This is a genomic window from Nocardia ignorata NBRC 108230, from assembly GCF_001612905.1.
GTDB lineage: Bacteria > Actinomycetota > Actinomycetes > Mycobacteriales > Mycobacteriaceae > Nocardia > Nocardia ignorata.
The window spans coordinates 135279-150233 of record NZ_BDBI01000020.1 but is presented as its reverse complement, the minus strand read 5'-3'; the positions used below and the strand labels follow the sequence as shown (position 1 = coordinate 150233).

Annotated in this window: 15 protein-coding genes; 5 read left to right on the top strand and 10 right to left on the bottom strand. The window is 68.5% G+C overall.

All coding sequences use genetic code 11. From position 1 onward, the window contains the following. Positions 1-5 precede the first annotated feature (5 nt). Both NI2_RS17640 and NI2_RS17635 read right to left on the bottom strand, forming a co-directional pair. Positions 6-470, bottom strand: a complete 465-nt coding sequence (locus NI2_RS17640; protein ID WP_084476488.1) for an SDR family oxidoreductase — start codon at positions 468-470, stop codon at positions 6-8. 101 nt (positions 471-571) lie between these two features. Then, positions 572-1549, bottom strand: coding sequence for an NAD(P)-dependent alcohol dehydrogenase (locus tag NI2_RS17635; RefSeq protein ID WP_067492133.1), 978 nt, complete (start codon positions 1547-1549; stop codon positions 572-574). Positions 1550-1673: 124 nt separating this feature from the next. On the opposite strand from NI2_RS17635, the gene NI2_RS17630 reads away from it, so the two are divergent. Both NI2_RS17630 and NI2_RS17625 read left to right on the top strand, forming a co-directional pair. After that, the gene (locus NI2_RS17630; protein WP_067492132.1) at positions 1674-2033 is read left to right on the top strand and encodes a winged helix-turn-helix transcriptional regulator; all 360 of its coding nucleotides are present in this window, start codon (positions 1674-1676) and stop codon (positions 2031-2033) included. A 90-nt stretch (positions 2034-2123) separates the two neighbouring features. Continuing rightward, a complete protein-coding gene (locus NI2_RS17625) occupies positions 2124-2387 on the top strand; it encodes a helix-turn-helix domain-containing protein (RefSeq protein ID WP_067492131.1) in 264 nt (87 codons plus the stop codon). 44 nt (positions 2388-2431) lie between these two features. Here NI2_RS17625 and NI2_RS17620 read toward each other — a convergent pair whose 3' ends face one another. Continuing rightward, positions 2432-4840, bottom strand: a complete 2409-nt coding sequence (locus NI2_RS17620) for an MFS transporter (protein ID WP_067492197.1) — start codon at positions 4838-4840, stop codon at positions 2432-2434. Positions 4841-5089: 249 nt separating this feature from the next. Beyond that, positions 5090-5941 carry an NAD-dependent protein deacetylase gene (locus NI2_RS17615; protein ID WP_067492130.1) on the bottom strand — a complete coding sequence of 284 codons (852 nt, stop codon included), beginning with the start codon at positions 5939-5941 and terminating at the stop codon, positions 5090-5092. Between the two features lie 110 nt (positions 5942-6051). On the opposite strand from NI2_RS17615, the gene NI2_RS17610 reads away from it, so the two are divergent. Continuing rightward, a complete protein-coding gene (locus tag NI2_RS17610) occupies positions 6052-6507 on the top strand; it encodes a hypothetical protein (protein ID WP_067492129.1) in 456 nt (151 codons plus the stop codon). Further along, complete coding sequence (locus NI2_RS17605) at positions 6504-7046, top strand: IQM protein middle domain-containing protein (protein WP_067492128.1); 543 nt, start codon at positions 6504-6506, stop codon at positions 7044-7046. The genes NI2_RS17610 and NI2_RS17605 overlap by 4 nt, the downstream gene beginning before the upstream one ends. 9 nt (positions 7047-7055) lie before the next feature. Here NI2_RS17605 and NI2_RS17600 read toward each other — a convergent pair whose 3' ends face one another. Next, a complete protein-coding gene (locus tag NI2_RS17600; RefSeq protein WP_067492127.1) occupies positions 7056-7907 on the bottom strand; it encodes an acyl-CoA thioesterase domain-containing protein in 852 nt (283 codons plus the stop codon). Positions 7908-8106: 199 nt separating this feature from the next. On the opposite strand from NI2_RS17600, the gene NI2_RS17595 reads away from it, so the two are divergent. Beyond that, positions 8107-8649, top strand: a complete 543-nt coding sequence (locus NI2_RS17595) for a hypothetical protein (RefSeq protein WP_067492126.1) — start codon at positions 8107-8109, stop codon at positions 8647-8649. Here the strand turns inward: NI2_RS17595 and cobN are convergent. The 5 genes from cobN to NI2_RS17570 form a co-directional block, all read right to left on the bottom strand. After that, positions 8619-12281, bottom strand: a complete 3663-nt coding sequence (gene cobN / locus NI2_RS17590) for a cobaltochelatase subunit CobN (RefSeq protein WP_067492125.1) — start codon at positions 12279-12281, stop codon at positions 8619-8621. The genes NI2_RS17595 and cobN overlap by 31 nt on opposite strands. 181 nt (positions 12282-12462) lie before the next feature. Next, on the bottom strand, positions 12463-12819 hold the full coding sequence (locus NI2_RS17585; RefSeq protein ID WP_067492124.1) for a DMT family transporter: 357 nt from the start codon (positions 12817-12819) through the stop codon (positions 12463-12465). A 41-nt stretch (positions 12820-12860) separates the two neighbouring features. Beyond that, on the bottom strand, positions 12861-13181 hold the full coding sequence (locus tag NI2_RS17580; RefSeq protein WP_067492123.1) for a DMT family transporter: 321 nt from the start codon (positions 13179-13181) through the stop codon (positions 12861-12863). 72 nt (positions 13182-13253) lie between these two features. Next, positions 13254-13721, bottom strand: coding sequence for a MarR family winged helix-turn-helix transcriptional regulator (locus NI2_RS17575; protein ID WP_067492122.1), 468 nt, complete (start codon positions 13719-13721; stop codon positions 13254-13256). 52 nt (positions 13722-13773) lie between these two features. After that, the gene (locus NI2_RS17570; protein ID WP_067492121.1) at positions 13774-14925 is read right to left on the bottom strand and encodes a DNA polymerase III subunit beta family protein; all 1152 of its coding nucleotides are present in this window, start codon (positions 14923-14925) and stop codon (positions 13774-13776) included. Between the last annotated feature and the right edge of the window lie 30 nt (positions 14926-14955).

Here is a 14955-nt window from a genome sequence, read left to right as displayed (position 1 = left end):
GGTCACTACCCGACGGCACTCGAGGTGAGATAGTCCGAGCCGCCGACATAGATCGTCCGCCCGTCGGCGTCGTCGGACTCGGCCGCGGTCACGATCGCCGCGGCGAAATCCTCGACAGTCGGCAACGGGCCCGCCGCACGGCGTGACGCGACACTGCTCGCGTCACGCCGTTCCAGCAGCCGGACGATGATCGTGCCGTCGATCATGTCGCCGGACACCACGGTGAAACCAACTCCCCGCGAGCGGAATTCGGGCATCAGCGCGCGCAGGGCGTCCTCACCCGCGCGCTTGCTCCGCGCGATCGGTGCGTAACCCGCAGGCACATCGGACTTCTCGTGAATGAAGTGGGCCTGATGGCTGGTGACGAACACGATGCGTCCACCCGACGGCGTCAAGGGCAGCATCGCCTTCGCGAGATCCACCTGCGCGTCCCGATTGAGGCGCAGGGATCGTGTTCCTCCCGCCCGCATGCTTCTGATTCAGAAGCAACTATCGCGCTTCTGAATCAGAAGCGCAACCGGCGGATGATCCCGACACCCGGTAGAAACCCCGCTCCGCCAGGCGATTCGACCTATTCGGCGACGATGATCACGATCTTCGCCCTGGCATGTTCGGATTCCATGTAGCTGATGGCCGCGGGCGTCTCGGCCAGTGGGTAGGTCCGGTCGATGGCCGGGCGGACCTGACCCGACTCGATCAGCTCGCGGAGTTCTGTCAGCGACTCCGGACTCTGCTGAGCCAGCGGGACGCGGATCGACGGTTTCACGAACGGCCGAGCCAGCTGGCCGAGCGCGAGCAAGCCGACCGGACCGAACACGCTCCCACCGTCGAAATTGCCACCACCGGACAGAACGAGGGTGCCGGTGGGCTCGACCAAGCGAAGGAGTTCGCGTAGGCCGCGCGTGCCCACCAGGTCGAGAACCGTGTCGTAGCGGCCGGTTACGGTCTCGCGGGTGTAGTCGAAGACATGTGCGGCGCCGAGTGACCGTGCCGCCTCGACATTGCGGGCACTGCACACCCCGGTGACCTCGGCACCCCTGGCCCGGGCGATCTGGACCGCGAAGGTGCCGACCCCTCCGGAGGCACCGATGATCAACACCCGGTTTCCGGCGTCGACGTGACGCAGGCAGGTCAGGGCGGTGTTGGCGGCCAGCGGTACGGCCGCGGCCTCCTCGAAGCTCAGGTTATTCGGCTTTCGGTCGAGGAGAGCGCGCGGCACCGCGAGGTACTCCGCGAACGCGCCGCTGACCGCCTCACCGAACACCTCGTCGCCCACCGCGACATCGGTGACCCCATCGCCCACCGCCTCGACCGTCCCCGCGAAGTCCCCGCCCTGCACCGGATTCGCCGGGCCCTTGCGACGGAACACCGACCGATCCATCCACCGCGCGATCTTCGGATCCCCCCGCATCACGTGCCAATCGCGCGCGTTCACCGACGCCGCACGAACCCGAACCAGCACCTCCCCCGCCCCCGCTTCCGGGCGCCCGACATCGGCCACCGTCAACATCGCCGACGACCCGTAAACCTGCTGCACGATTGCCTTCACCTCGACAACGCTAGGCGTCGCGACCACCCGCACACATCGGGGAACTCCCCGAGGTATTCCGGATTCAGGACCCCGCCCGATCGCCCGAGTGCTTCTGATACAGAACCAGCTATCGTGCTTCCGAATGAGAAGCGCAACCGGCGGTGACGAGACCGCAGAACCCTCCGCGACGATCGTTGCCGCGATAGACCTGCTCGGCCAGCGGTGGATGCTGCGCGTGATCTGGGAACTCGAACCCGGTCCCCTCGGCTTCCTCGACCTGCGCCGCCGGATGGGCAATTGCTCGTCGAGCATGCTGTCCGACCGCCTCCAGCAACTGCAGTCAGCGGGCCTGACCCGCAAGAACGGGCCGCGCGGCGCCTACGAACTCACCACCGAGGGCGCCCTCCTGGCCGAGTCCCTCCAGCAGGTCTGGGACTGGGCCGAACAATGGACACCCACCGGCGACGGTAACGGCCGAATCCCCGGGCGTCCCACCCGCTAGTTCATGGACGCCGCGACGCCCTGGGACGGATCAGCGCCGTCAGGAGAGCTTTCTTGGCGGCTCGGTGAGTGAGCACTTACCATCGGGGGCATGGTTCGTCTTCCGCTCAGTCCCGCCCAAGTCGAAGCCGGGCGCCGGCTGGGTCGGCGGCTGCGGACGGCTCGGGGCGATCGCGAACTGAACGAGGTGGCCGGGCGGGCGGGGATCTCTCCCGAGACCCTGCGCAAGATCGAGTCCGGGCGCATGCCCTCCCCCGCGTTCGGCACCATCGTCGGCCTCGCCGAAGCACTCACGATCCCGCTCGCCGAGCTGGCCGAGGTCTACCGCGCCGAGCAGGTCGCCGAATCCGCCTGAGCCGTTCGGGTTCACGCTCGTCGATGGCGAGGCGCTGGAACGACCTACCGGCGATGCATCGATTCTTCGTTGTCGTATCCCAGGGTGACGTCGTGGGTGATCTCGCCACGAGTGACCGCCACCTGACTCGCGACCGGTGGGTACCCGCGCGCGACGACCGTGTACTCCCCCTCGGGCAGGTCTGGCACGAGGTAGCGGCCCTTCTCGTCGGTGCGAGTGGTTGCGGCGGGGTCGCCGCCGGAATCCAGGACGGTGATCTCGACATCCGCGACCGGGCGGTCGCCGTCGACCCAGGCCGAGCCGGTCAGGATGGCCATCGGCTCCAGATCGATATCGCGGTGCAGTGAGCCGGTTTCCGGGACGGTCAGGGCGAGTGCTGTCGGGCGCATGTGGTCGGCCACCGCGACCAGGGTGTACGTGCCGCTGACGACATCACGGCAGACGTAGGTACCGTCCTCGCCCGTGATCGCCGCCCCGACCACCTCCCCCTCGGGATCGGTCAGGGTCACGGTCGCACCCCACAGTGGTTCGCCGCGCCGCGCCGAGCGCACCACCCCGGTGAGCTCACCCGCCCCGGTGAGCATCAGGTCGACGTGCTGGGCCCGTTCCCCGATCGACACGCTCACCGCCTCTGGCTGATGACCGGCGGCGGCCGCGATGAGGACATAGTTGCCCGGTCGCGGTGCCTCGATCATGTAGGCGCCGTCGGCGTCGCCGTTGCCGCGCGCCACCTGGTGACCGTGCTGATCGATCAGGGTGAGCGTCGCCGACGGGACCGGGCGGGCATCGTCACGGCGCAGCAGACCCGCGATCACCCGGCCCGTCGCGCCCGGCCGCAGTTTGCCCGCCATCTCGTGTGCGTCGTAGAGGCTCACGTCCCGTAGCTGGGCACCTTCGTCGGCCTCGTCGGGCACCGGATCCTCTTGCAGCGGAATCTCTTTCATGAACACCAGGACCAGGCAGGCGACGATCGCCAGATCGGCGGCCAGCAGGAACACGGTGTGCATCGAGTCGGTGAAACCCTCGAGGATCGGGATCCGCAGGTGGTCGGGCAGGGCCGCGATGCCGCTGGTGTCGCTCTGCAGGGCCTCGAGCCGGGCGGCGTCGAGACCCGGCGGGAGGGTGCCGCCGAACGCGCTCAGGATGGAACCGGGGAGCCGATCGAACAGCACGGTGAGAAAGACCGCGACGCCGAGGGTGCCGCCGAGTTGCCGGAAGAACGTGGCCGCCGCCGTCGACACACCCATCTCGGTGCGCCCGACAGCGTTCTGCGCGGCGATCACCAGTGTCTGCATGCAACCACCGAGCCCGAAACCCATGATCGCGCTGTAGGCCAGCGGCTGCCACAGCGGACCGTCGTAGGTGATGCGGGCGAACAATCCGCAGCCGATGGCCAGGATCAGCGCGCCGAGCACCGGCAGCACCTTGTAGCGCCCGCTGGCCTTGGTGATCAGGCCCGACAGCTGGGCGCCGACCATGATGCCGAGCACCAGCGGCAGCATCAGCAGCCCCGCCTCGGTGGGCGAGAACCCGCGCACCACCTGCAGGTATTGCGGAACCATCGTGATGGCCCCGAACATGGCGACACCGATGAGGAATCCGCCGAGAATGGCGACGCTGAAGGTGGAACTGCGGAACAACCGCAACGGGATCAACGCCGCGTCCTTCATCAGGAACTCGACGATCACGAACACCAGCAGCCCGCCAACGCAGATGCCGTAGCAGAGCAGCGATTTCGGGGACGTCCAGCCCCACAGCCTGCCCTGCTCGGCGACGATCAGCAGGGGCACCACCCCGACGACCAGCGCCAGCGCACCGAACCAGTCGATCCGGCTGCGCTGCCGGGTGTGGCCGACATCGAGCACCCGCCACACCACCAGGAACGCGAGCAGACCCACCGGCACGTTGACCAGGAACACCCAGCGCCAGCCTTCGATACCGCCGAGGCTCTCGTAGTCGGACAGGAACCCGCCGACCACCGGCCCGAGCACCGTCGCGATGCCGAAGACCATGAGGAAATAACCCTGGTAGCGGACCCGTTCACGGGCGGGCACGATGTCACCGACGATGGTGAACGCCAACGACATCAGCCCGCCTGCCCCGAGGCCCTGGAAGGCGCGGCACCCGGCCAGCTGATACATGGTCTGGGCGAAGCAGCAGGCCGCCGAACCGATGACGAACAGTGCGATGGCCAGCAGATAGAACGGTTTACGCCCGTAGATGTCGGCGAGTTTGCCGTAGAGGGGCGTGGTGACGGTCGCGGTGATGAGGTATGCCGTTGTCGCCCAGGCTTGTTCGTCGAAGCCGTCGAGGCTGTTCGCGATCCGCACGATCGCGACGCTGACGATGTTCTGATCGAGTGCGGCCAGGAACACCCCGAGTAGCAGGCCGGACAGAATGGTGAGTGTCTGGCGGTGCGTGAGGCGTGGTTCGGCGACGACGGTATCGGTCATGGAAAAGCCCTGGTTCTGATCGGCTGGCTGGTGGGTGTCGATCATTCGGCCCACGCAAGGGCCGACAACCCCGCTGCGAGGAAAACTTTGCGCCGCGGGTGGAACTCTTCATGCGCTGGTGGCCAGAGCTTACCCACGTCGGATTCGCGGCCGTCACCGAGGGATCAAGTTACCGTCCATTTTGCACCCACCTGCGTCAACCGGTAGACCGGCAGTAGCGCGCCTCGACGGCGGGGTCGGCGGAATCGCTCATCGCGGTACCACGGTGGTGAGCTGGTCGGCCAGGGTGGACAGGGTCTGCGAACAGCCGGCCGGAATGCGCACGGCGGCCAGGTCGTCGGCGCGGGTCGCGCCGCGGTTCACGATCACCACCGGCACACCGTTCTTCGCGGCGCGGCGGACGAATCGCAGCCCGGACATCACGGTGAGTGACGATCCAGCTACCAGCAGTGCCTCGGCGTCGTCGACCAGGGCGAAGGCCGCCGCCACCCGCTCGGCGGGGACGGTTTCGCCGAAGTAGACGATGTCGGGCTTGAGCATGCCGCCGCACCGGGCGCAGTCGAGCATCCGGAAGCGGTCGGTGTCGGTGACCACCGCGTCCGCGTCGGGCGCGACCTCGATACCGCCGCCGTGCGAAACCTGGTCGGCGAAATCGGGATTGGCCGCCTCCAGCTGTTCGGCCAGCGACATGCGGGAGATCACCGCCGCGCAGCGCAGGCAGCACACGCGGGCGTACGTGCCGTGCAGGTCGATGACCCGGCGAGCACCTGCTTTCGTGTGCAGCAGGTCGACGTTCTGCGTGATCACAGCCGACACCACGCCCGCGTGTTCCAGCCGGGCCAGCGCGCGGTGGCCCGGATTCGGGCGGGCGGCGTCCATCCGCCGCCAGCCGATGTGGTTGCGGGCCCAGTACCGCTGCCGGAAGTCGGCGTCGCCGACGAACTGCTGGTAGGTCATCGGATTGCGGGGTGGTGAATCGGGGCCGCGGTAGTCGGGGATGCCGCTGTCGGTGCTCAAACCCGCCCCGGACACCACCACGACGCGGCGTCCGGCCAGCAGCTCGGCCGCACGCTCCACCAGGTCCCGGGTGGGCTCGCCCATGAAGTCATGGTACGAGTGGGCGGGCGCTGGGCGGCACGCCGGTGGAGTTGCGTGGCGAGCGGGTGCGGCGACATGATGACTCATCTGCCCGGCGATGTCAGAGGAAACTGGTGTCCGACAACGACGAACACGGCCGAAGCGCGCTCAACGGCGCGGTCGACGGGACCATTGTCGCCGTCCGCCGCATGTTCTATGTCCTCGGTGACGAGGTCGACCGCTCCGAGGGCCCGATCGAGTTCACCTTCCACAACGGTGCCACCCTGCTGCTCGATTCCGGGGTGGACGGCTCGGAACTGCGGATCCGGTCGGCGCCGTGGCGTGACCCGTTCGAGCCGCTCGTCGACCCGGTCAATATCGAATACGTCGCCGAATCGGGCAAATACACCGCGTTCGACGTCACCGACGAGGAACCCTACAGCGCCTTCACCGGCCGCCGCGTCGACGCCGTCTCGGTCGTACCCCTGCCCGACGGCCGACCGCGCGCCGCAACCCTGTACCTCGGCGAGGCCGTGGTGAAAGCGGAAACGGTGGCCGACGAAGTGATCGTCACCCTGGTGCCCGCATGACGGGCTTCGCCCACCGCATGCGCCGATTGTTAGGCACCGGAACGGATTCCGCACCGACCGTGTTCGAGACGACGCCGTTGCGGCCGGAGTTCGCCGGTGAGCACCTGCCGGGGAACCGGGTATGGGACGGCAGTCACGTCACCTATCTCGACGAGCAAGCGCGCCTGCGGTTCCGGCTTCACACCCGCGACGGGCTGCTCCACACCGCCGACGGCGCCCTGTTCGACACCACGGCGGCCAGTACCCTGTGGTCACCGGAAGGTGGCCGGGCGATCTTCGTCATGGACAGCGCTGGCACGCTGTACTCCTCGCCCCAGCATCTGCTCGGTCGGTTCCACCATTCGAGTTTCCTGGCCGGTGGCCCGGTGGCCGCCGCCGGGGAGATCGTGGCGCGGCAGGGCCGGGTGCTGCTGGTGTCGGATCACAGCACCCACTACCGGCCCCCACGACGCTTCACCCGGCAGGTTCCGCTCGCCTTGCGTGCCCAGGGCATCGAAGCCGGCGACCTGCCTCTCGAAATGCGTTCGCAGGAACCGTGATCGGCGGGCTCAGTGCCCCGACGCCAGTTCCGCCATCACCCTGTCGGTGAGTTTGTCGATGACGGCACCGCGAATCTGGTGGCTCTCGTTGGCCAGTGCCGTGGTGGTGCACATCCCGAACGCGCCGTCGGCGTCGTAGAGCACGGCCGCGCCCGCCGCGATCCCGTCGTCGCTGAGGTGACCTTCCGCCTCGATGCCCATCTCGACGCCGATCGGCATGCGCGAGAACGTGATCGACACATCGGTATTGATGAAACCGATGCCGTCGGTGCCCCAGTTGGTGACCAGACTCGTCTGCTCACCCGTCATCGCGGCGTAGCAGAACGGGGAGGACTCCTCACCGGCGACGACCGGGATGTTGCGCACCCATTTGCGTTTACGGGTGTCGTTCTGGTGCTCGGTCATCCGGATCGACCAGCCGTCGGCATGGCCGTCGCTGCCGAACAGGTGCAACCCCTCCTCGATCGCCGCGCGCGCGTCCGGCGGCGGCAGCGGCCGCTCCCGGTCGGGCCGCCACACCGCACCGGGCGGCTGCGCCGAGCGTTTCAGCAGCAACGCGCTGCCCCTGGCCACCACCGCGTCGTCCGAGCGCAGGCTGACGGCGATCGCGCGCACGCGCTTGCCGTCGCGCACCAGCTCGCTCTCGACAGTAACGGGCACGGCGGGCACCGCGCGGTGCAGGTCGACGGTGAACCGGGCGGGCACGAACTCCTCGGTGCAGTACCGCGCCTCCACCTCCCGCGCCATCAACCCGCACACCGGCGGCCCCGACAGCGTCTTGGGGCCCCACAGGCTCAGCGAGAACCTGGTCGGCTCGAACACCGCGCCCGTGCGGGTGAAGTACGCCGGTGAGGTGGTCATGGCGACCCTTTCCGGCCAGGGTGTTTCCCGGGCTCACCCGCCAAGATTAGAACGCGTTGCAGTTTTACGGCAACCCACTCGCGTTCGCCGTCGATCACGAGACCTGGGTGAGTTCCCCGACCCGAGTTCAGGGTCGGCACCGGATGTCTCCGTTACGACGTCGGCCTAGCGTCGACAGCACACCCACGAGGAGAACACCATGCGAAAACTCACTGTCGCACTCACGGCCGCGACCGTCTACGCCGTGCTGGCGACCCTGGTGGTGTGCACCACGATCGCCGAAACGGTCTTCCTTTACCCGAACTACTTCCACGACATTCCGGCATCGCTGGAAGTGGGCGAGGCATTCACCGCCGTGGTCTCGGTCGGCGACGTGATGCGCCCGCTGGGGATGTTCCTGACCCTGAGCGCTGTGCTCGCCGTGGCTGCCGGTGCGTGGACGGGGCGCGCCCGCGGCTGGCTGCTCGCGTCGCTGGTGCCGTTCGTCTCGGGGATGTTCCTGCTGTCGATGCTGTACCTGTGGCCGCGCTGGCCGATCCTGTTCGAGGATCGCGCCATGTACACGGTCGACGAATTGCACCGCACCGTCGCCGAGATCGAGGTCGCGCATGCGGTGCGCATCGCCTGCGGCCTGCTCACCGCGGTCTCGGCTGTCATCGCGGCACTGCGGATCTACCGCGACCGGGTTCTGCTGCAGGCCGCGCAGGCGGACTACTCCAGTTCGCCCTCGGTCTCGAGGTAGATCTGGCGCAGCTTGTCCAGGGTTTCCGGTTCGGGGTGTTCCCAGAGCTTGCGCTCGGCCGCCTCGAGCAGTCGTTCGGCGATGCCGTGCAGGGCCCACGGGTTGGACTGCTCCATGAACTTGCGGTTCACATCGTCGAAAACGTAGCTCTCGGAAAGCTTTTCGTACATCCAGTCGGCGACGACATTGGTGGTGGCGTCGTAGCCGAACAGGTAGTCGACGGTCGCGGCCATCTCGAAGGCACCCTTGTAGCCGTGGCGGCGCATCGCCTCGAGCCAGCGCGGGTTCACCACGCGCGCACGGAACACGCGGGTGGTTTCCTCGGAGAGGGTGCGGGTGCGCACCGCGTCGGGGCGGGTGGAGTCGCCGATGTAGGCCTCGGGGTTCTTCCCGGTGAGCGCGCGCACCGTGGCGACCATGCCACCGTGGTACTGGAAGTAGTCGTCGGAGTCGGCGATGTCGTGCTCGCGGGTGTCGGTGTTCTTGGCGGCCACCGCGATTCGCTTGTACGCGGTGCGCATGTCGTCGGCGGCGGGAGCGCCGTCGAGGTCACGGCCGTAGGCGTAGCCGCCCCAGGTGGTGTACACCTGCGCGAGGTCGTCGTCGGTGCGCCAGCTCTTGGAGTCGATGAGCTGCAGCAGGCCCGCGCCGTAGGTGCCGGGCTTGGAACCGAAGATGCGGGTGGTGGCGCGGCGGGCATCGCCGTGCTCGGCCAGGTCCGCATCGGCGTGGGCGCGAACGTAGTTGGCGTCGGCCGGTTCGTCGAGGGCGGCGACGAGGCGGACGGCGTCGTCGAGCAGGGCGAGGACGTGCGGGAAGGCGTCGCGGAAGAAGCCGGAGATGCGCACGGTGACGTCGATGCGCGGGCGACCGAGTTCGTCCAGGGAGATCACTTCGAGCGAGGTGACGCGGCGGCTCGCCTCGTCCCACACCGGCCGCACGCCGAGCAGCGCGAAGACTTCGGCGATGTCGTCGCCGGAGGTGCGCATGGCCGAGGTGCCCCACACCGACAGGCCGACCGACTTCGGGTACTCGCCGTGGTCGGCCAGGTAGCGGGCGAGCAGGGACTCGGCCATGGCCTGACCCGTCTCCCACGCCAGTCGCGACGGGACGGCCTTCGGATCGACGGAGTAGAAATTGCGGCCGGTCGGCAACACGTTGATCAGACCGCGCAGGGGTGAACCACTCGGGCCAGCGGGGATGAAACCACCGTTGAGGGCGTGCAGGACCCGGGCGATCTCGATGCCGGTCTCGCGCAGGCGGGGCACGACCTCGGTCGCGGCGAACCGCAACACGGTCTTCACCGCGTCGAGGCGCCCGCTCACCGCGACGCCGCCCGCCGACTCGGGCGCGGACGAATTCTCCACTCCCCCAGCGAGAATCGCGGTGGCGTAGTCGTCGACCAGCGCGTCCACGGCTTCCACGGACCAGTCCGTTGCTTGCAGGGCCCCGAGCAGCTCGCGGGCGCGGGCTTCCACTACATCGACGCGGGTGCGGGCTTCGTCACCGGCTTCGCTGAGCCCCAACGCTTCTCGCAGGCCGGGCACGTTCTGTTCGCCGCCCCACAGCTGGCGGGCACGCAGCATGGCCAGCACCAGGTCGAGTTCCATCTCGCCCTCGGGCGCCTGGCCGAGGATGTGCAGGCCGTCGCGGATCTGCACGTCTTTGATCTCGCAGAGCCAGCCGTCGACGTGCAGGAGCATGTCGTCGAAGACGTCCTCGTCGGGGCGTTCGGCCAGGCCGAGGTCGTGGTCCATCTTGGCCGCGCGCATCAGGGTCCAGATCTGCTGGCGGATGGCGGGCAGTTTGGCCGGGTCGAGGGCGGAGATGTTGGCGTGTTCGTCGAGCAGTTGCTCCAGGCGCGAGATGTCGCCGTAGGTTTCGGCGCGCGCCATCGGTGGGATGAGGTGGTCGACGAGGGTGGCGTGGGCGCGGCGCTTGGCCTGGGTGCCCTCACCGGGGTCGTTCACCAGGAACGGGTAGATCAACGGCAGATCGCCGAGGGCGGCGTCGGTGCCACAGGACGCGGACATGCCGAGGGTCTTGCCCGGCAGCCATTCCAGGTTGCCGTGCTTGCCGAGGTGCACCATCGCGTCGGCTCCGAAGCCGTCGGCCGACGACAGCCAGCGGTAGGCCGCCAGGTAGTGGTGGCTCGGCGGCAGATCGGGGTCGTGGTAGATGGCGACCGGGTTCTCCCCGAAACCGCGCGGCGGCTGCACCATCAGCACCACATTGCCGAAACGCAGTGCGGCGATGACGATCTCGCCCTTAGGGTCGGCCGACCGGTCCACATACAGTTCGCCGGGCGGCGGCCCCCACGCCTCCACCACGGCTTCGCACAGGTCGTCGGGCAGCGACTCGAACCAGCGGGTGTAGACGGTGGCGCCGATGCGGATCGGATTGCCCTCGAGCTGTTCGGCGCTGAGCCAGTCGGGATCCTGGCCGCCCGCCGCGATCAGGGCGTGGATCAGGGCGTCACCGTCGCCTTCGGCGAGGCCGGGGATCTCGTCGATATCACCGAGATCGTAACCGGCGGAACGCATTTCGGTGAGCAGCCGGATGGCGCTCGCCGGGGTGTCCAGGCCGACGGCGTTGCCGATGCGGGCGTGCTTGGTCGGGTAGGCCGACAGCATGAGCGCGATCCGCTTGTCGCCGTTGGGAATATGACGCAGGCGGGCGTGGCGTACCGCGATCCCGGCGACGCGGGCGGCGCGTTCGGGATCGGGGACATAGGTGGACAGGCCGTCCTCGTCGAACTCCTTGAACGAGAACGGGACCGTGATGATGCGCCCATCGAACTCCGGGACCGCGACCTGGGTGGCGACATCGAGCGGGGACAGGCCGTCGTCGTTGGCCTCCCACTGGGCGCGCGGGCTGGTCAGGCACAGGCCCTGCAGGATCGGCACGTCGAGGGCGGCCAGCGCGGCCACGTCCCAGGCCTCGTCGTCGCCACCGGCCGACGCGGTGGCGGGCTTGCTGCCGCCCGCGGCGAGCACGGTGACCACCAGGGCGTCTGCCCGGCCGAGGAGGGTGAGCAGTTCCGGCTCGGCGGTCCGCAGCGACGCCGCGTATACGGGCAGGGCGCGGGCGCCCTTGGCTTCGATGGCCGTGCACAGGGCATCGACGTAGCCGGTGTTGCCCGCCAGGTGCTGGGCGCGGTAGTAGACGACGGCGACCGTGGGGGCGTGCGGTTCGAGGATGCGCGCCGAGCGTTCGAGCTCACCCCACGTGGGCAGCTGGACCGGCGGCTCGAACCCGTGACCGGTGAGCAACACGGTGTCGGACAGGAAGTTGTAGAGCTGACGCAGGTTGTCGGCGCCACCCGCGGCGAGATAGTTGTGGGCGTCGGCGGCGACACCGACCGGCACGGTGGAACATTCCATCAGTTCCGCGTCGGGTGCGATCTCGCCGCCGAGGGCGACCATCGGAATACCGCTGGCCCGCACCGCGTCCAGGCCCTCTTCCCAGGCACGTTTGCCGCCGAGGATGCGCACGATCACCAGGTCGACGCCGTCGAGCAGCTGCCCGAGATCCTCGACCAGCAGCCGGGCGGGGTTGCCCCACCGGTACTCGGCGCCGCTCGCGCGGGCGCTCAGCAGGTCGGTGTCGGAGGTGGACAGCAGCAGGATCACAGGGTGAGACCTTCCTCGGGTTGACGCGCCCATCGGGTTGCGGTGCTCGCCGGAGAGGGTCTGGCTGTTCACAGTGGCGCGACCGCACCGGATTTCCACCGGTTTCCTCGACGCCCGCCGAGCAAGTCGATGGTACTGGCCCGGACGCGCCCGCAACTTTCCAGCCCGCGTCCCGGGTCGCTCAGGCGGCTTCGGCGCGGTCCGCGAGTTTGAGCCAGACCACTCCCGCGATCACCACGGCGAGCCAGAACGCCTTGAGGGGGGTGAGCGTTTCCTCGAAGAACACCGGTCCGAGGAGTGCGGCGCCGACCGCGCCGATGCCCGCCCAGACGGCATAGCCGATTCCCACGTCGATCGTTTTCAGCGCGACGCTGAGGGCGAAGAGAGTGAGGAGGAAGAAGACGATTGCCACCAGCGACCAGGTGAGCACGGTGAAACCGTGGCTGCCGCCGACGGCGAGGGCATATCCGACTTCGAAGGCGCCGGCGAGCAGCAGGACGAGCCAGGCGGTGGCGGGAGTGCGGTTGTCGGTGATCATTGTTCGGCCTTTCGGTGAGAAGTGGTTGAGGACGAGGTTGCTCAGGCGCCGCTGCTGAGCTGCAGGCCGACGACACCGCCGATGACGATCACGATGCCGATCGCCTTTCGCCAGTCGACTCGTTGGCCGAACAGCACCGCTCCGAGAGCGACGATTCCGACACCGGCCAGGGAGGTCCAGATCGCGTAGCCGGCGCCGACGTCGAAGGTGAGCAGCGCCAGGCTCAGGAAGTAGGTCGCGATCGCGCCGCTGACCAGGGTGGCGACAGTCCATCGAATATCGGTGAAGCCCTTCGCTTTTCCGGCGGCCAGAGCGACGGTGACCTCGAAGACGACGGCGATGGCGAGGTAGAGCCAGTTCACGATAGTGCCTTTCTATGGTTGTACATACATATATATACCGAGCGGAAGACCCTCCCGGCATGTCAGGTCAGGTCAGGAGCGTTCGCGCCCCGTTCGACGCGCGAGCAGCGCATCGAACATCGGCGACAGCTCTTCGGCGTCGTCGAGCAGACGTTCCAGCTGGAGTTGGAAGGGTTCGCGCGCGTCCCCGACGAGCGCCTCCCCCTCCTCGGTGATCACGGCGTACACACCGCGCCCGTCCTCGGAACACAAGTCCCGCCGCGTGAACCCTCGCGCCTCGAGCCGCCCCAGCAATCGGGTCACCGAACTCTGATTCAACCCGATCCGATGGGCCAGCTCGCTGACCCGGATCTCCTTGTCCGGTGCGGCGGCAAGCTGCCGGAGCGCGTGGTACTCGGTGAGCCCGATGCCATGGTGCAGCGTCAGCCATTTACCGAGGCCCGAATCGACGGTCGCGACGAGAGCGGAAGCACGAAACCAGTCGTCGACCGGGCCGCCGACCGAGGGAGTTCCCCGTTCCGTAAGTTCATGCTTGTGCATGCACTTAACTTAGCAGTGAACCTGCCGGGCCACAACCCGGCAGGTCGAGCGATCAAGGGGCCGGTTTGCACGGCATGGCGAGGGTGCGGAGGTCACCGTCATCGGCGGAGCGGATGTGGGCAGGGAGGTCGGGGGCGGACAGATCGAGCATGATGTCGGGACCGATGGCGCCCGCGATGGCCGGATAGAGGGTGGTTACGGCGAAGTGGATGGTGATCGGTGGGCCGGAGACCGTCGCACGCAGCTCGGTGAACGGGTTCTGCATGCCGTCCTGGGTCGACGCGTCCGGGCTCGGCACCGAGATCGTGGCCGTGTCCGGGGAATCGAAGCGCAGAGTCACGATCGGTGAGTCCGCGCGTTCCAGCGTTTCCAGCAGGTGCGCGCGGTCGAGGACGGCTCTGGTCGGGGTCGAGGGCAGTGCTGCCAGCATGCGGCGGTAGTCGGGGAATTCTTCGGGCGAGCGGCGGCAGCGCTGACTCGCCGCTGAATCCTCGGTGGCCGTGCGGAATTCGATGGAATCGGGCGTGGGACGCAGGATCACCGTGTGCCGGCGGCGCAGCCAGGACGCGGTGGCACGCAGTTCGGCGGCATCGATGGTCGCGGACCACTCCGCCGTCGCCGAAGACATCGGGCGCAGGGTTCGCGAGGCCAGCCGGTAGCGGTCGGTGGCGGTGAGGACCAGTTCGCCGGGGCGGGCTTCGAACAGGATCGTGTCGAGCACGGGCAGGGCCGGATCGGTGAGGGTTGCCGTGGAGACCTGGTCGATCGCTGCCGCGAGCGCCGGTCCGCCGACCCGCACGGCCTGGTCGGGTTCGGTGCCGGACACCGCGCCGTGGTCGTTTCGGTCCGGCAACGGTCGGGGGTCCGCGCCGAGCGCGCGGTGCGCGGCGGCGGCCGCGGCATCGAACTCCCTGCGGCGGCAGTGCATTTCGGCGAGGTGGGCGTCGAGGAGGTCGGCGGCCCTGGCTGCGTCGGGTTCGGCGAGCATCGCCGCGACAGTCGGCAACGGCATGTCGACGGCGCGCAGGTGGCGGATCAGGCAGGCGGGACCGGCCTGTTCGGAGGTGTAGTAGCGGTAGCCGGTGTCCTCGTCCACCAGGGCGGGAACGAGGACTCCGGCGTCGGCGTAGAAGCGCAGGGCGCTGGCGTTCAGTCCGCAGACGCGGGCGAACGCTCCGATGGTGATCAGTTCGGTGTCAGGCACCGGCTCATGATCGGGGTTGCAGCGACTCGA